Annotated in this window: 15 protein-coding genes; 9 read left to right on the forward strand and 6 right to left on the reverse strand. The window is 72.0% G+C overall.

Annotated features, from left to right (window positions below; translation table 11 throughout):
- Nucleotides 1-8: 8 nt before the first annotated feature.
- On the reverse strand, nucleotides 9-839 hold the full coding sequence (locus tag AL346_RS09525) for a cobalt-precorrin-6A reductase (protein ID WP_053193587.1): 831 nt from the start codon (nucleotides 837-839) through the stop codon (nucleotides 9-11).
- Between AL346_RS09525 and cbiE the strand changes: the two genes are divergently transcribed.
- Genes cbiE through AL346_RS09550 form a run of 5 tightly spaced genes read left to right on the forward strand, consistent with a single transcriptional unit; the run spans nucleotide 838 to nucleotide 5,522 of the window.
- Complete coding sequence (gene cbiE, locus AL346_RS09530) at nucleotides 838-2,100, forward strand: precorrin-6y C5,15-methyltransferase (decarboxylating) subunit CbiE (protein ID WP_371179630.1); 1,263 nt, start codon at nucleotides 838-840, stop codon at nucleotides 2,098-2,100. The genes AL346_RS09525 and cbiE overlap by 2 nt on opposite strands.
- Nucleotides 2,097-2,471, forward strand: coding sequence for a cobalamin biosynthesis protein (locus AL346_RS09535; protein ID WP_019401675.1), 375 nt, complete (start codon nucleotides 2,097-2,099; stop codon nucleotides 2,469-2,471). The genes cbiE and AL346_RS09535 overlap by 4 nt, the downstream gene beginning before the upstream one ends.
- Nucleotides 2,468-3,241 carry a precorrin-4 C(11)-methyltransferase gene (gene cobM, locus AL346_RS09540; protein WP_019401674.1) on the forward strand — a complete coding sequence of 258 codons (774 nt, stop codon included), beginning with the start codon at nucleotides 2,468-2,470 and terminating at the stop codon, nucleotides 3,239-3,241. Before AL346_RS09535 ends, cobM begins: the two co-directional genes overlap by 4 nt.
- Nucleotides 3,241-4,023, forward strand: a complete 783-nt coding sequence (cobA, locus tag AL346_RS09545) for a uroporphyrinogen-III C-methyltransferase (RefSeq protein ID WP_019401673.1) — start codon at nucleotides 3,241-3,243, stop codon at nucleotides 4,021-4,023. The genes cobM and cobA overlap by 1 nt, the downstream gene beginning before the upstream one ends.
- Nucleotides 4,020-5,522 (forward strand): cobyrinate a,c-diamide synthase, encoded by a 1,503-nt coding sequence (locus AL346_RS09550; RefSeq protein ID WP_053193590.1) that lies wholly within the window; start codon nucleotides 4,020-4,022, stop codon nucleotides 5,520-5,522. The genes cobA and AL346_RS09550 overlap by 4 nt, the downstream gene beginning before the upstream one ends.
- 6 nt (nucleotides 5,523-5,528) lie before the next feature.
- Here AL346_RS09550 and AL346_RS09555 read toward each other — a convergent pair whose 3' ends face one another.
- Both AL346_RS09555 and AL346_RS09560 read right to left on the reverse strand, forming a co-directional pair.
- On the reverse strand, nucleotides 5,529-6,047 hold the full coding sequence (locus AL346_RS09555) for a CAP domain-containing protein (RefSeq protein WP_019402545.1): 519 nt from the start codon (nucleotides 6,045-6,047) through the stop codon (nucleotides 5,529-5,531).
- A 1-nt stretch (nucleotide 6,048) separates the two neighbouring features.
- Nucleotides 6,049-8,574 carry a DUF3772 domain-containing protein gene (locus AL346_RS09560; RefSeq protein WP_197286609.1) on the reverse strand — a complete coding sequence of 842 codons (2,526 nt, stop codon included), beginning with the start codon at nucleotides 8,572-8,574 and terminating at the stop codon, nucleotides 6,049-6,051.
- A gap of 210 nt (nucleotides 8,575-8,784) precedes the next feature.
- Between AL346_RS09560 and AL346_RS09565 the strand changes: the two genes are divergently transcribed.
- Nucleotides 8,785-10,575 (forward strand): glucan ABC transporter ATP-binding protein/ permease, encoded by a 1,791-nt coding sequence (locus AL346_RS09565; RefSeq protein ID WP_019402543.1) that lies wholly within the window; start codon nucleotides 8,785-8,787, stop codon nucleotides 10,573-10,575.
- Between the two features lie 228 nt (nucleotides 10,576-10,803).
- On the opposite strand, the gene AL346_RS09570 is transcribed toward AL346_RS09565, so the two are convergent.
- From AL346_RS09570 to AL346_RS09580, 3 genes are all read right to left on the reverse strand, one after another.
- Nucleotides 10,804-12,093: an HlyC/CorC family transporter gene (locus AL346_RS09570; RefSeq protein ID WP_019402542.1), complete on the reverse strand. Its 1,290-nt coding sequence runs from the start codon at nucleotides 12,091-12,093 to the stop codon at nucleotides 10,804-10,806.
- On the reverse strand, nucleotides 12,090-13,181 hold the full coding sequence (gene aroB / locus AL346_RS09575) for a 3-dehydroquinate synthase (RefSeq protein ID WP_019402541.1): 1,092 nt from the start codon (nucleotides 13,179-13,181) through the stop codon (nucleotides 12,090-12,092). The genes AL346_RS09570 and aroB overlap by 4 nt, the downstream gene beginning before the upstream one ends.
- A gap of 65 nt (nucleotides 13,182-13,246) precedes the next feature.
- Entirely contained in the window at nucleotides 13,247-13,864 is a 618-nt protein-coding gene (locus AL346_RS09580; RefSeq protein ID WP_019402540.1) for a shikimate kinase, read from the reverse strand.
- Between the two features lie 93 nt (nucleotides 13,865-13,957).
- Between AL346_RS09580 and AL346_RS09585 the strand changes: the two genes are divergently transcribed.
- From AL346_RS09585 to pip, 3 genes are read left to right on the forward strand one after another with little or no spacing between them, the layout of a single operon-like run.
- Nucleotides 13,958-14,101 carry a hypothetical protein gene (locus AL346_RS09585; protein WP_019402539.1) on the forward strand — a complete coding sequence of 48 codons (144 nt, stop codon included), beginning with the start codon at nucleotides 13,958-13,960 and terminating at the stop codon, nucleotides 14,099-14,101.
- Between the two features lie 15 nt (nucleotides 14,102-14,116).
- Entirely contained in the window at nucleotides 14,117-15,052 is a 936-nt protein-coding gene (gene xerD / locus AL346_RS09590) for a site-specific tyrosine recombinase XerD (protein ID WP_053193593.1), read from the forward strand.
- Between the two features lie 43 nt (nucleotides 15,053-15,095).
- A complete protein-coding gene (gene pip, locus AL346_RS09595; RefSeq protein ID WP_019402537.1) occupies nucleotides 15,096-16,055 on the forward strand; it encodes a prolyl aminopeptidase in 960 nt (319 codons plus the stop codon).
- The last annotated feature ends 18 nt before the right edge of the window (nucleotides 16,056-16,073 follow it).

Consider the following 16,073-nt stretch of genomic DNA (forward strand, 5'->3'; position numbering starts at 1 on the left):
GGGGGTCGTCAGGCCGGGAGCCGGTCGCTTGTGCAGCGGATGGCGCTACCCCCCTCCCTAACCCTCCCCCGCAAGGGGGAGGGGACGCTGGCGCTCCGGTGCCTGGCAATGAGCCACACGAGCGCCGCCTCGGCGGTCTCGACCGTCGGCGCTTCCGGCCGGTCGGGCCGTCGCACCATGACGACGGGCAGTCCGAGATTGCGGGCAGCGATGATCTTCGCCTCGGTGGCGTGGCCGCCGGCGTTCTTGGAGACGACGACATCGATCGCCTCGCGCTGCATCAGCGCCATCTCGTCCTCCACCGCGAACGGCCCGCGCGCCCGGATGAGCGTGGCGGACGCGAGAAGCCCCTCCGCCGGCTCGATGGTGCGCACGACGTAGTGGTGCTGCGGCGCCGCGGCGAAGGCGGCGAGTTCCTGCCGCCCGATGGTGAGGAAGACGCGGGCAGGCTTCGTGCCGAGCGCCGCCGCCGCGCCCGCCATATCGGCGACCTCGACCCAGTTATCACCCGGCCGGCGCTGCCACGGCGGCCGGGCGAGGGCGAGGAGCGGCACGCCTACCATCCTGCAGGTGGCGGCTGCGTTTGCGCTGATGCGCGCGGCGAAGGGATGCGTCGCATCGACGACGGCCGCGATCTTTTCCTCGGCGAGGAAATGCGCCAGCCCGTCCACGCCGCCGAAGCCGCCGATGCGTGTCGCGACAGGCGCGGCGGCAGGCGCGCTCGTGCGCCCGGCGAGCGACAGGACGGGCTCGAACCGCGTATCCTCCGCCACGAGCCGGGCAAGGGCCGTCGCCTCGCTGGTGCCGCCGAGAAGGAGAATGCGCATGGCCGCTGACATGCCGGACTTCTCGCCCAAGGCAGCGCCGATGTCGAGCGCCGTGCCAATATCGAGCCCCACGCCCTGGCTGACCATCGTCGGCATCGGGGAGGACGGGCGCGCCGGCCTGTCCCCCGCCGCGCTCGCCGCGCTCGAGGCGGCCGAACTTGTTGTCGGCGGGGAGCGGCACCTCGCGCTCGCGGTGCCCTTTTCCGGTCGGGCCCTCGCCTGGCCGAGCCCGCTCAAGGAGGCTTTTCCGGAGATCCTCGCCCATCGCGGCCGGCCGGTGTGCATCCTCGCGAGCGGGGACCCCTTCAACTACGGCATCGGCGTGCAGCTCGCCACCCTCGTGCCGGCCGACGAGCTGCTGTGCCTGCCGCAGCCCTCGTCCTTCTCGCTCGCCGCCGCGCGCCTTGGCTGGTCGCTGCCGGACGTGGCGACGGTCAGCCTGCACGGACGCGCGCTCGCCGGCATCGTGCCTTACCTGCAGCCCGGCGCGCGGCTCATCGTGCTGACATGGGACGGCACGACGCCCGGCAAGGTGGCTGCGCTGCTGACGGAACGCGGCTTCGGCGCCTCACGCCTCACCGTGCTCGAGTCCATGGGCGGGCCGCGCGAGAGGCGCCTTGCGGCGACGGCGCAAAACTTCGATCTCGCCCGGATCGGCCCGCTCAACACGCTCGCCGTCGAGGTCGTCGCTGGCCCCGACGCCCGGGTCGTCACGCTCGTGCCGGGGCGCGACGATACCTGGTTCGACAACGACGGCCAGCTCACCAAGAGCGAGATCCGCGCCGTGACGCTGGCGGCGCTCGCCCCGCGCGCGGGCGGGGTGCTGTGGGACATCGGCGCCGGCGCCGGCTCCATCGCCATCGAATGGTGCCTCGCCCATCCCCGCAACCGCGCTTTCGCCGTGGAGGAGCGGCCGGACCGCGCCGCGCGCGCCGCGGCGAATGCGGACAGGCTCGGCGCCACGGGCGTCTCCGTGACGGTCGCGAAGGCGCCGGACGGGCTCGCCGACCTGCCGCGGCCCGAGGCCATCTTCATCGGCGGGGGGCTGACGGATGCCGGCGTCTTCGAGGTGGCCTGGGCCGCCTTGCCGGCCGGCGGGCGGCTCGTCGCCAATGCCGTGACACTCGAGAGCGAACAGCGGCTCGCCGCGCTCTTTGCCGCCCACGGGGGGCGGCTGCGGCGCCTCTCCGTGGCCCGAGCCGAGCCGGTCGGCGGCTTCCATGGCTGGCGCACGGCGATGCCCGTGACGCAATGGGTGGTGGCAAAGCCATGATCGCCCTCGGCATCGGTCTTTCGAGCGTCGCCGACGGGGCGGCCATCGCGGCGCTCGCACGCCGGGCATTGGCCCATGCCGGACTGGAGGCCTCCGTGCTCGCCGTGCCGGACTGGCGCGCGGACCTGCCGGCGGTGGCCGCGGCGGCGCGCCTCATGGGCCTGCCGCTCGCGCCGGTATCGCGCGCGGCCATGCAGGCGGTCGAGGCGGCCGTGGTGACGCGCTCGCCCGAAAACCTTGCCCGCTACGGCGTCGGCTCCGTCGCCGAGGCTGCGGCGCTCGTCGCCGCCGGGCGCGGCGCGCGCCTTCTCGTGCCGCGCCTTGCGGAAGCGGGCGCGACCTGCGCCGTGGCTGAAGGGGAGGGGCCATGACCGTCCATTTCATCGGCGCGGGTCCCGGCGCCGCCGATCTCATGACCCTGCGGGGGCGCAGCCTCATCGAGCGCTGCCCCGTCTGCCTCTATGCCGGCTCCATCCTGCCGCCGGAGATCCTCTCCTGGTGCCCGCCGGGCGCGCGCCTCGTCGATACGGCCGGGCTCGACCTCGATGCCATCGCCGCCGAGTTCGAGCGTGCCCATGCGCTCGGGCAGGACGTGGCGCGCCTCCACTCCGGCGACCTCTCCATCTGGAGCGCGGTGGCCGAGCAGATGCGCCGGCTCGATGCGCTCGGCATTCCCTATACGCTGACGCCGGGCGTGCCGGCCTTCGCGGCGGCGGCGGCCGCGCTCGGGCGTGAGCTGACCCTGCCGGGCGTCGCCCAGTCGCTCGTGCTCACCCGCACCGGCGGCCGCGCCTCGCCCATGCCGGACAGGGAGAAGCTCACCGCCTTCGCCGCGACGGGCGCGACGCTCGCCATCCATCTCTCCATCCATGTCGTCGACAAGGTGGCGGAGGAGCTCGCGCCGCACTACGGGTCGGATTGCCCGGCGGCCGTGGTCTGGCGTGCGTCCTGGCCGGACGAGCGTATCCTGAGGGGCACCCTCGCCAGCATCGCCGGCGAGGTGGCGCGCGAGAAGCTGGAGCGCACCGCGCTCATCCTCGTCGGGCCGGCGCTCGCCCGGGAGGATTTCCGCGACAGCGCGCTTTATACGAAGACCTATGCGCGGCGCTTCCGCCCGCAGGAGGGGGAGAGCGAGACGTGATGAGGCTGCCGGAGATCGAGACGCCCGCCTTCGCGCCCGGCTCGGTGTGGCTCGTCGGCGCCGGGCCCGGCGACCCCGGGCTCCTGACGCTCCATGCCGTCAAGGCGCTCGCCGAAGCGGACGTCATCGTCCACGACGCGCTCGTCGATCCGCGCATCCTCGCGCTCGCGCCGCCTTCAGCCCGGCGCGAATATGCCGGCAAGCGCGGCGGCAAGCCCTCGGCGAGCCAGCGCGACATCTGCGAGCGATTGATCGCGCTCGCGCGCGAAGGGCTGCGCGTGCTGCGCCTCAAGGGGGGCGATCCCTTCGTCTTCGGCCGCGGTGGCGAGGAGGTGCTGGCGCTCGCCGCCGCCGGCGTGCCGTTCCACGTGGTGCCCGGCCTGTCGAGCGGCATCGCTGCTCTTGCCGCCCATGCGGTGCCGGCGACGACGCGCGACACCAACCAGGCCGTCATCCTCGCCACCGGCCATGCGGCGCCGGGCGAGGCGGGGGCCGACTGGGCAGCGCTCGCCCGCGCCGGTGTACCGATCGTTCTCTACATGGCCGTCGCCAACCTGCCGGCCATCGTGGCCGGGCTCAAGGACGGCGGCATGCCGGGCGCGACGCCGGCGCTCGCAGTGGAGCAGGTCTCGACCCCGGCCGAGCGGCTGGTGGAGGGCACGCTCGACGAGCTTGCCGCGCTCGCCGCCGCCGGCGGCCTCAACGCGCCGGCGGTGATCGCCGTGGGCGCCATCGCGCGGTTCCGCGCCACGCTCGCCGCCCGCCTGAGGGAGGCTTCGTGAGCCCCGGCCTGCTCATCGCCGCCCCGCGCTCCGGCTCCGGCAAGACGACGATCACGCTCGCGGTGATGCGGGCGCTCAGCCGGCGCGGCTTTGCCGTGCAGGGCGCCAAATGCGGGCCGGACTATATCGACCCCGCCTTCCATGCCGCGGCGACCGGGCGGCCGAGCTTCAACCTCGACAGCTTCGCCATGCCGCCGGCCCTGCTGGAGGATCTCGTCGCCGGCCATGCGGCGGCCGACCTCGTCATTGCCGAGGGCTCCATGGGGCTCTTCGACGGCGTGACCGGCGGCGAGGGGGCGACCGGCGCCAGCGCCGACATCGCCGCCCGCTTCGGCTGGCCGGTCGTGCTGGTGCTCGACGTCTCGGGCCAGGCGCAGTCGGCGGCGGCGACGGCCCTCGGCTTCCGCAGCTACGATCCACGCGTGACGATCGCCGGCGTCATCCTCAACAACGTCGCGAGCGAGCGCCACCGGCGCCTCGCGGCCGACGGCATGGCGCGCATCGACCTGCCCGTCCTCGGCGTCGTCATGCGCCGCAAGGAGATCATCCTGCCCGAGCGCCACCTCGGCCTCGTCCAGGCGGGCGAGACGGCCGACCTCGCCGCCCGCCTCGACGCGCTGGCGGACCTCGCGGAGGCGTCGATCGATCTCGACGCCTTGCTGCGCGCAGCGCGGCAATCGCAAAACGCTGGCGACGACCGGGAGCGACAGGCTCCCTCCCCCCGCTTTGCGGCGGGGAGGGTTGGGGTGGGGGGCAGCGGCGCGACGATCGACAGCCGGCCCATCCAAGCGGGAACACCCCCCACCCCTAGCCCCTCCCCACCGCAAGGCGGGGGGAGGGGAACGGCGCCCAGTCCTTCATCGCCCAGCCTTCGACCGCCCGGCCTTCCATCGCTCCGCCTGCCACCGCCCGGCCGGCGCATCGCGCTGGCGCAGGATGCCGCCTTCTCCTTCGTCTATCCGCACGTGCTCGACGGCTGGCGGCAGGCGGGGGCGGAGATCGTGCCGTTCTCGCCGCTGGAGGACGAGCCGCCGGCGGACGATTGCGACGCCTGCTGGCTGCCGGGCGGCTATCCGGAACTGCATGCCGGGCGGCTCGCCGGCAATGCGCGCTTCCTCGACGGCCTCCGCGGGTTCGCGGCCAGCCGGCTGGTGCACGGCGAATGCGGCGGCTACATGGTGCTGGGCGAGGCGCTGGAGGATGCCGAAGGTGTGACGCACGCCATGGCCGGCCTCCTGCCCGTGGTCACCTCCTTCGCCAGGCGCCGCCTGCACCTCGGCTATCGCATCGCGACGCTGGCCCGCGACAGCGTCCTCGGCTCCGCCGGCGCGGTGCTCGTCGGCCACGAGTTCCACTATGCCTCGGTGACGGCCGGTGCCCCGGGCGAGGTCGATTGCCTGGCGCAGGTGCGCGATGCGCATGGAACGGACATCGGCCCCGTGGGCCACGTGCGCGGGCGCGTCAGCGGCACCTTCTTCCACGCCGTCGCCCCGCGCTGAGCCCTCTCAGGGGCTGGCGACGATGAGCGCCCAGTAGACCTTGTATTTCGACCCCGGCGCATAGGCCGTGGCGATGCCGAGGCGCGTCGCGCCGGGTGCCAGCATGGTGCGGTCGTGCTGGGGCGATTCGCGCCAGCCGGAGAAGGCCTCCGCCACAGTGTGATAGCCGGCCGAGAGGTTGACGGCGGGGGAGGCGACCCCGGCCGCGGCGAGGCGCTGCTTCACCGCATCGGCCGAGCTCGGCCTGTCGGCCGCCGCCATGCGCTCAGCCTCTGCCTGCGCCTCGCGCTGCAGGGCGGCGTCGACGGCGACGGGCGGCAGGCCGTGGTTGCGGCGATAGGCCGAGATCATGCCCGCGGCGCTCGCGGCATCGACGCTCGCCCCCGCCGAGGCGAGTGAGCGGTAGAAGGCCGGCTGCTGCGTATCCGGCGGCGGGGAAGAGCAGGCCGCAAGGAGCGCGAGCGGGGCCGCGGCAAGCGCGCGGCGCAACAGGCGCCGGACGGGGAGGTCGTTCACCATGGTCATCCTATGAAGGTTTGGACGTCTCGGCCGCGCCTGCCGGCGCCGGCGTGGCCTGTGTGGTGCCCGTCAGCCGCTCGAGCGCCTGTTCCAGCCGCTCGGTGCCGCGCACGTGGAGGTCGCGCTGCGGATAGGGGATCTCGATGCCCGCCTCGCGCAGCTTGCGGAAGATGGCGAAGAGCAGAGCGCTCTTCACGCCGAGCGACGCTTCGACATTGCCGACGAAGCAGCGCAGCTCGAAATCGAGCGAGGATTCGCCGAAGCGGATGAACAGCACCGACGGGGCGGGCTCGCTGAGGACCTCGGAATGCTCGCGGGCGCAGCCCTCGAGGATGCGCGCCACCTCGTCCGGGTCCGCCTCGTAGGAGACGCCGACGGGCACGATGATGCGGCCGATGCGGTTGTTGTGCACCCAGTTCTTGACGACGCCGGAGATGAGGTTGGAATTCGGCACGATGACCGCGGCGCGGTCGAAGGTCTCGATCTCCGTGGCGCGCACGTTGATGCGCCGCACGTAGCCCTGCTCGTCGCCGACGACCACCCAGTCCCCGACGCGGATCGGCCGCTCCCACAGGAGGATGAGGCCCGAGACGAAGTTGTTGACGACCGACTGCAGGCCGAAACCGATACCGACCGAGAGGGCACCGGCGACGATCGCGATCTTCTCGAGGCTGAGCCCCATCTGGGCGGTCGCGAGCGCGACCGCGAGGAAGAAGCCGAGGTAGCCGGCCGCCGTGCGGATGGAATTGCGCAGCCCGGAATCGAGCTCCGTCGCTGGCAGGAACTTCTGGTCGAGCCAGCGCTGCACGGCCCGCGTCACCACGATCACGATGAGGAAGGTGACGATGGAGATGGCGATCGCCGTCGGCGACAGCCTGACCTCGCCGAGCTGGATGCCGGCGAGCCCGCTGCGCAGCGAGCCGAGGATGTCGGACGATTCGATGCCCCAGGGCGCGAGCACCAGCACGACGGCGCCGATGGCGAGCAGGATCCGGATGGTGCCGCCCACGAGCACCGACAACTGGTCGAGCGCGCGGCGGCGCAGCCCGAGGCTCGTCTGCAGCGACAGCGCGAAGCGGCTGTCGGGGCGGATCGCGTGCTCGAAGGTCTCCTCGACCAGGACGAGCAGCAGGAAGAGCACCGCCGCGAGCGTCGCCACCCAGACGACCTGCTCGACGAGGAAGGTGGCGAGGGCGATGTAGCCCGCGAGGCAGGCGATGACGATGATCGCCGTCACCAGCCAGCCGAGGGCCTTGAGCGGCCCGCCAGCCCGGCTGTCGGGCACGTAGGGGCCGAGGCAGGCTTCCTCGCTGGCGCCGGACGATTGCGTCCGGTGCAGCGTCACCGCCAGCAGCGCCGCGATCGCCGCGGCATGGACGCCGCGCAGGAAGACGAGGACGGCATAGTCGGCGCCGATGGATTCGGCGATGCGCTCCACCGTCGTGAACAGGAGGACGAGGCCCGAGCCGGTCGTGACCGCCGTGACGAGGATGCGCGCCGTCCCCTCCTGCACCGGCACCAGCCGCCAGGCCGGCAGGCCGGGCGCGATGAGGCCATGGGCGAGAGAGCGCACGAAGGCGAGAAAGACGAGGCTCGTCAGGAAGGTCCCGACGATGGGCGCAACCCGCGGCGGCAGCAGCTGGATGCTCTCGAGCGCAAGATAGAGCACCAGCGCCCCGGCAAGGACCGGCACGGTCTGGGCGAGCACGATGCCGAGGGCTGTCACGGACTGCCGCAGCCGGCTCGGGTCCGTCACCTCCGCGGGGCGGCGTGCGACATGCGGCAGCAGCCGGACGCGCGCGAAATGCAGGGCAAGGCCGATGCCGAGGGCGGCGAGCAGCGCCAGCACCTCGCCGCTGCGGGCGCGCCGCTCGAAGGTCGCCAGCCAGTCGCGCGTGACCGTGGAGAGCGCGGCGAACTCGCCCGGCAGGGCCGAGAGCATGCGCGACCAGAGGTCGGGGCTGAGGAGGCCGTGCGTGCGCTGGAAGATCATGCGCGTGAAGGCCGCCTGCCGCCGTTCGGTCAGCGTGGTGCGGATCTGCTCGGACTGCACCTGCAGCGCCCTGGCGAGGCGGATCGTGTCCTCGAGTTCCTTCAGCGACCGGCTGCGCTCCTCCCGCTCACGGCTGATCTCCACCGTCTCGGGCGCGGCACCCGCCTCCGGCGCCGCGCCGAGCTGCGTCAGCCGCGCCTTCACTGCGTCGGCCTTCGGCGTCAGCGCCGTGAGCGTCGCCTGGATGCGGGCGGCCGGCGCCTCCAGCAGCTGGCGCAGCCGCTGCAGGTCGTCGTCCGAAAGATCCTGGCGCGTCAGGGCGTTCTCGATCTGGTCGAGCTGGGCCCGTACGCCATCGAGCTGCGCCCGGTGGACGCCGGCATCCTGGCCGTTGCCGGTCTCGGCCGTCGGTGCCGGCGCAGCCTGCACCGGCGCCGGCTGCTGCTGTGGTGGCGCGTCCTGCGCGGCGGCGGGCAGGACGAGGCCAATGGCGAGGGCGATGGCCGCCGCAACGCGAAGGATCGGGACAGGACGTGTCATGCGCATGCGGCATCCGCTGCTTCGGCGCAGCCCCCCGGCTTCGCCCGCGGCAACCTCTTCGGCTGTTGCGGCAAAGACAAGGCGGCGGAGTTGCGCTCTTTGGGCAGCAAGCGGGCCATCGGTGAAGGAAGCGTTAATGCCCGGCGGGCGGGTTGCGGCGGCAGGCGCTGGCGGGCAAGCTGCGGGCCCGGTCCACCCTCGCGGACATCCATGTCGATCATCCGTCTCTACGCCCGTGTCCTCGGCCTGCTGAGGGACGAGGCGCGCCTGGCGCTCACGCTCGCCCTCGCCAATGTCGCGCTCGCGGCGGCGCTGTTCGCCGAGCCCGTGCTCTTCGGCCGGCTCATCGACGTGCTCGCCCGCGCCCAGGCGCCGGATGTGCCGCTCGACACGCGCCGTCTTACCCTGTTCGCCAGCCTGTGGGTCGCCTTCGGCCTGTTCTCGATCGCCATGGGCGTCGTCGTCGCGCTGCATGCCGACCGGCTGTCGCACCGCCGGCGTCTCGCGGTCATGGCGCGGCTCTTCGAGCACGTCCTCGGCCTGCCCCTGTCCTTCCACGGCGAGAACCATTCCGGCCGGCTCCTCAAGGTGATGCTGGAAGGCGCGAACGGCATGGCGAGCCTGTGGCTCTCCTTCTTCCGCGAGCATTGCGCCGCCTTCGTCATGCTCGTCGTGCTGCTGCCGCTGTCGCTCGTCATCAACCTGCGCCTCGGCGCGCTGCTGCTCGTCCTCGTCCTCGTCTTTGCGGTGCTCATCAATTTCGTCCTCAGGCGCACGCAGACCATGCAGGGCACGGTCGAGCGCTATCACAGCGCGCTGGCCGAGCGGGCCTCGGACGCCCTCGGCAACGTGCCCGTCATCCAGAGCTTCACGCGCATCGAGGCCGAGGCGCGCGCCCTGCGCGAGACGACAGATCGGCTGCTTGCGGCCCAGACCCCCGTCCTGTCCTGGTGGGCGCTCGCCACCATCTCGACGCGTGCGGCGGCGACGCTGACCATCCTCGCCGTCTTCCTCCTCGGCACCTGGCTGCATCTGCGCGGCGAGGCCAGTATCGGCGAGATCGTCACCTTCATGAGCCTCGCCACCTTGCTCATCGGCCGGCTGGAGCAGGCGGTCGGCTTCGTCAACGTGCTCTTCATGCAGGCGCCGAAGATCGCCGAGTTCTTCGCCGTGGCGGACACTGCCCCCACGGTCGCCGACCGGCCGGATGCGGTCGCTGCCGGGCAGCTCTCCGGCGCCGTCGCCTTCGAGGGGGTGAGCTTCTCCTACGACGGCAAGCGGTCCGCGGTGGCGGATGTGACCTTCGCGGTCTCCCCCGGCGAGACGGTGGCGCTCGTCGGCGCCACCGGTTCGGGCAAGTCGACGACGCTCGGCCTGCTCTACCGGGCCTTCGATCCGCAATCGGGCACGATCTCGGTGGACGGGCGCGACATCCGTTCGCTGACACTCGAGAGCCTGCGCCACAATATCGGCGTCGTCTTCCAGGAGCCGATGCTCTTTGCCCGCTCGATCGCCGAGAACCTCGCCGCCGGCAAGCCCGACGCGAGCGAGGACGAGATGCGGGCGGCGCTCGCGAAAGCTCAGGCGAGCGAGTTTCTCGCCCGCCAGCCGGACGGGCTCGCCACCGTCATCGGCGAGCGCGGGCGCACGCTCTCGGGCGGCGAGCGCCAGCGCCTGTCGATTGCCCGCGTCCTTCTCAAGAACCCGCCGATCCTCATCCTCGACGAGGCGACGAGCGCGCTCGACGCGGCGACGGAGGCGAAGCTGCAGAAGGCGCTCGAGGCGGTCATGGCCGGGCGCACCACCTTCGTCATCGCCCACCGGCTCGCCACCATCCGCAACGCCGACCGCATCCTCGTCTTCTCCGACGGCCGCATCATCGAGAGCGGCAGCTTCGCGGAGCTGGTGGCCAAGGGCGGCCATTTCGCGGCCCTCGCCCGGGCGCAGTTCCTGGCCGAGGCCGAGACGCAGCCGGAGGGCGCCGGCATCGCCGAGACGTGAGGTTTCGGTGGGCCGTGGTGGTGTGTGCCATGGGGCCGCGGCTAGGCAATCGCCGCACGGCCACCCGCCGTCATGCCCGCGCTCGTCGCGGGCATCCACGCCCTGACGCTCGTGCTGCCTCAAAGGGCGTGGATGTCCGGGACAAGCCCGGCCATGACGGCCCGGTCGCGTTGCCGGGCCGATGCTCTTCACGTCGACAGAACCGCCGTGGGCAGAACCTTCGATGCCCTACTCGCCCGCCGCCTTGCGACGTGGGATGAGCGGCGTCACGCGGAGCAGCGTGATGCGGTTGCGCGTCTTGCGCAGCACCTGAAAGCGGAAATTGTGGAAGGTGAAGGCCTGGCCCTGCTCGGGAATGGTCTGCGCCTCGTGGATGACGAGGCCGGCGATGGTCGTCGCCTCCTCGTCCGGCAGGTCCCAGTCCATGGCCCGGTTGAGGTCGCGGATCGGCACCGAGCCGTCGACGTTGATGGAGCCGTCCGGCAGCGGCCGCACGCCCTGCACGATGATGTCGTGCTCGTCTTTGATGTCGCCGACGATCTCCTCGATGATGTCCTCGAGGGTGATGAGGCCCATCACCTCCCCGTATTCGTCGACGACGAGGGCAAAGTGCGTCTTCTTGGACAGGAAGGCGCGCAGCTGGTCGACGAGGCCGGTCGTGTCCGGCACGAACCACGCCGGCAGGGCGATCTTCTCGATGTCGAGCTTCTCCGCGTCGCCGCCGGCGGCGGCGAGCGCCCGGAGCAGGTCCTTGGCGTGCAGGATGCCGATGATGTTGTCGCCCGTGCCCCGCCACAGGGGCAGGCGCGTATAGGGCGAGGAGAGCACCTCGCTGACGAGTTCCTGTGGCGGCAGGTCGGCGTTGATGGTGCGCATCTTGGTGCGATGGACCATCACGTCCGAGACCTCGAGGTCCTGCAGGTCGAGGAGCCCGCCGAGCATGTCGCGGTCGTCCTTCACCACGCCGCCCTCGCGGTGCAGCAGGTCGACCGTGCCGCGCAGCTCCTCGTGGGCGGAGAGGATCGCCTGGTTCTCGCCGATGCGGATGCCGAAGGGCCTGAGCGTCAGCCGCACGACGGCCTCGACGGCAAGGGCGAGCGGCCCGAACAGGGCCACGATGAAGGCGACCGGCCGCGAGACGAGGAGCGCCACCCGGTCAGGGGAGTTGATGGCGACGGTCTTCGGCATCACCTCGGAAAAGACGACCACGAGCACGGTCATCGCCGCCGTCGCATAGATCACCCCGGCGCTGCCGAAGAGTGCGACCAGCACGCTCGTCGCCAGGGACGAGGCGAGAATGTTGACGATGTTGTTGCCGATGAGGATGGCGCCGATCAGCCGCTCGCGCATGGCGAGCAGGCGGTTGACGATGCTGGCGTTCGCATCGCCGCCCTTCTCCAGCGCATGCATGCGTGCGCGCGAGGCGCCGGTCAGCGCCGTCTCGGAGCCGGAGAAGAAGGCCGAGAGAATGAGGCAGATGAAAACGGTCCCGAGCGCAAGCCAAAGGTCGGCCGTCATGACGGCTGCAGTTCCTCCGTGAGAAAATCGCGCACGGCGCCCGCCTCGATGCCCTTGGCGACGAAGCTCTCGCCGATGCCGCGCGCCAGAATGAAGGTGAGCGCCCCGCGCTCCACCTTCTTGTCCTGGCCCATGGCGTCGATGAGGCTGTCCGCCGTACCGACGCCGCCGGGCACGTCCTGGAGCCGCGACGGCAGGCCGACGGCCTGCAGATGCCGGGCGACGCGCACCGCGTCCTGGCCGGGGCACAGGCCGAGCCGCTGCGAGAAGCGGAAGGCGAGGGCAAGGCCGATGGCCACCGCCTCGCCGTGCACGAGGCGGCTGCCGTCGTAGCGGCAGGCGCGCTCGAGCGCATGGGCGAAGGTGTGGCCGAGGTTGAGCAGCGCCCGCTCGCCCGTCTCGCGCTCGTCACGCGAGACGATGGCGGCCTTGGCGGCGCAGCTCACCGCCACCGCATGGTCGCGCTCGTCGCCGGGGGCGAAGACGCGCGTGCCGTTCGCCTCGCACCAGTCGAAGAAGCCGGCATCGTTGATGAGGCCGTATTTCACCACCTCGGCATAGCCGGCGCGGAACTCCCGCGCGGGCAGCGTGTCGAGCAGCGCCGTATCGGCAAGCACCAGGCTCGGCTGGTGGAAGGCGCCGACGAGGTTCTTGCCGTGGGGCGAGTTGATACCGGTCTTGCCGCCGACGGAGGAATCGACCTGCGCGAGCAGCGTCGTCGGCACCTGCACGAAGCGCACGCCGCGCCGCACGACCGCGGCGGCGAAGCCCGCAAGATCGCCGACCACGCCGCCGCCGAGCGCGATGACGAGGTCACCGCGCTCGATGCGCGCCGCGAGGATGCCGTCGCACACTTCGGCGAACCGGGCGTAGCTCTTCGAGGACTCGCCGGCCGGCACGGTGACGAGGGCCGTCGTGAGGCCGGCGGCTGCGAGGGAGGCCTCGAGCGCCGCCGCATGCAGCGGCGCGACCGTCTCGTCGCTGACGATGGCGCAGGCGGCGGGCTTGAGCGCCGCCACGGCGGAGCCCGCCTCGGCGAGGACGCCGCGGCCGATCCGGATGTCGTAGGACCGCTCGCCGAGCGACACACTGACGACGCGCGCAGGGGTGGCGGAGCGGGCGGGGGAAGGGGATGTTGTCACGGCAGGGCCCGTTATGCGCGGCCGGCGGGCGATTGGAGGAAGGCGGAGAGGCGCCGGATGATGTCCTCCACCACCGCCTCGTGCGGGGCATCGCGCGAGATCACGGTGATGGCGGCCTCGGCATAGACCGGGTAGCGCAGCTCGATGAGCCCGCGCAGGGTCTTTTCCGGATCGGGCGTCTGCAGTAGCGGCCGGTTGGGGCGCTTGCGCACGCGCCTGATCAGCACGTCGAGGTCGGCCTTGAGCCACACCGAGATCCCGGCTTCGGCGATTCGCGCGCGCGTCTCCGCGTTCATGTAGGCGCCGCCGCCGGTGGCGAGCACCTGCGGCCCCTCGCCGAGCAGCCGCTCGATCACCCGCCGCTCGCCGTCGCGGAAGGCGGTCTCGCCGTGGGCGGCGAAGATCTCGGGGATCGTCATGCCGGCCGCCGCCTCGATCTCGTTGTCGGCATCGACGAAAGTGAGGCCGAGCCTTGCGGCGAGCCGCCGCCCGACCGTGCTCTTGCCCGCGCCCATCATGCCCACGAGCACGATCGAACGCGTGCCGAGGCTGCGGCGCAGCGCGTCGGGCGCGAGGGCGGCCGGTGGAGCCTCGTCGTCCACGGTCGCCATGTCCTGATAGCTCGTCATCTTGGTATTCACTCTTCGATGCTTCACTATCACGGACGGGAAAGCCGCGCCACGGTGGCCGCGGCATGGATTTTGACGGCAGGCTCACGACACGTGCCCACCCTGTTCCGCTTTCTTTTCGTCGTTGGGTTCATCGTCGGCGCCGTCTATGCCGGCATGTTCGCGCTCGCCACCTTCGTCGAGCCGCAGGAGCGCGAGATCACGGTGACCATTCCCAATTCCCGCCTCGGCAAGTGACCCCGGCAGCTGACCATGCGCGACGACCGGCTGATCGCCCTCTATCTCGACATGCTCGCGGCCGAGCGCGGCGCCTCCGCCAATACGCTCGCCGCCTACGGGCGCGATCTCGAAGACTACACCAGCTTCCTCGCCGCGGCGGGCACGGGCCTGGCGGATGCGGATGCGGCGACGGTGCGCGCCTATCTGCAGGACGTCCACGCCCGCGGCTTCAAGGCGAGCTCGGCGGCGCGCCGCCTGTCGGCCGTCAGGCAGCTGCACAAGTTCCTCTATGCGGAAGGTTACCGCGGCGACGACCCGACCGGCGCCATCGAGGGGCCGAAGCAGGGCCGTCCGCTGCCGAAGGTTCTCAGCGTCGCCGAGGTCGACCGGCTCATCGCCACGGCGCACGAGGGCATCGACGACGAGAAGCGCCCCCTGCGCGAGCGCCGCCGCGCCGCCCGTCTCGCCTGCCTTCTCGAGCTCATCTACGCCACGGGGCTGCGCGTGTCGGAGCTCGTCTCGCTGCCCGTGGCCGCGGCGCGCACGAAGGAGCGCTTCCTCCTCGTCAAGGGCAAGGGCGGCAAGGAGCGGCTGGTGCCGCTGACCGAGGCAGCGCGCCGGGCGATGCGGACCTGGCTCGACCTCGCCGCCACGGGCGAGGCCACAGACGGGCCGTCTTCCTGGCTCTTCCCGGCCGACAGCGAGAGCGGCCACCTGACCCGCCAGGCCTTCGCCCGCGAACTGAAGGACCTCGCCGTTGCCGTGGGCCTCGACCCGGCGCGCGTCAGCCCGCACGTTCTGCGGCATGCCTTCGCCAGCCATCTCCTGCAGAACGGCGCGGACCTGCGCATCGTGCAGGAGCTGCTCGGCCACGCCGACATCGCCACGACCCAGATCTATACCCATGTGCTCGACGAGCGGCTGAAGGCCATGGTGCGCGACCTGCATCCGCTGGCGGATGAGGGGTGAGAGCGTCATATGCCCGCCATGGCACCTGCGGTATGGCCGCAGGATGACAGGCCTCCTGCCCGAAACCACGCCCCATGCCGCCGGCATGCTCGATGTCGGCGACGGGCACCGCATCTATTGGGAGACCTGCGGCAATCCGCAGGGTGAGCCGGCGGTCGTTCTCCACGGCGGGCCGGGCTCCGGCATCTCCGTCGGTGCGCTGCGTTATTTCGATCCGCTGCGCTGGCGCATCGTGCTCTTCGACCAGCGCGGCTGCGGCCGCAGCACGCCCCATGCGAGCGCCCCCGGCACAGACCTGTCGGCGAACACGACGGCCCATCTCGTCGCCGATATCGAGCGGCTGAGATGCCATCTCGGCATCGCGCGCTGGCTCGTCCTCGGCGGCTCCTGGGGCTCCACGCTAGCGCTCGCCTATGCGGCGCGCCATCGCGCGCGCGTCGCGGCCATGGTGCTCTACAGCATCGCCCTGACGAGCGCCGCGGAGATCGACTGGATCACGCGCGGCGTCGGCATGTTCTTTCCCGAGGCGTGGGAGCGCTTCTGCAGCGGCGTGCCGCTCGAAGCGCGCGACGGCAGCCTTGTCGAGGCTTATCACCGCCTGCTCGTCGATCCCGACCCAGCCGTGCACGGCAAGGCGGCCCGCGACTGGTGCGACTGGGAGGCTGCGATCCTCGCCGTCCATCCCGACCACCGTCCGCATCCGCGCTGGAACGATGCCGCCTTCCGCCTCGGCTTCGCGAGGCTTGTCACCCACTATTGGCGCCATGCCGGCTGGCTCGGGGAGGGCGAACTGCTCGCCGCGGCGGAGGGCTTCGGCGAGATCCCCGCCGTCCTCGTCCATGGCCGGCTTGACTTCGGCGGGCCGCCTGTGACGCCCTGGCGCCTCGCGCGCCGCTGGCCCGGCAGCGAACTCGTCCTCGTTGGCGGGGCCGGCCACGACGCCCGTGACCCCGGCATGGCCGAGGCGGTCGCCGCGGCCGTCGGCAAGATGCCGGCGGCGTGAGCCGTGCCGGAGCCGCAC

Origin of the sequence: Chelatococcus sp. CO-6, from assembly GCF_001271345.1 — a bacterium.
Lineage (GTDB): Bacteria > Pseudomonadota > Alphaproteobacteria > Rhizobiales > Beijerinckiaceae > Chelatococcus_A > Chelatococcus_A caeni.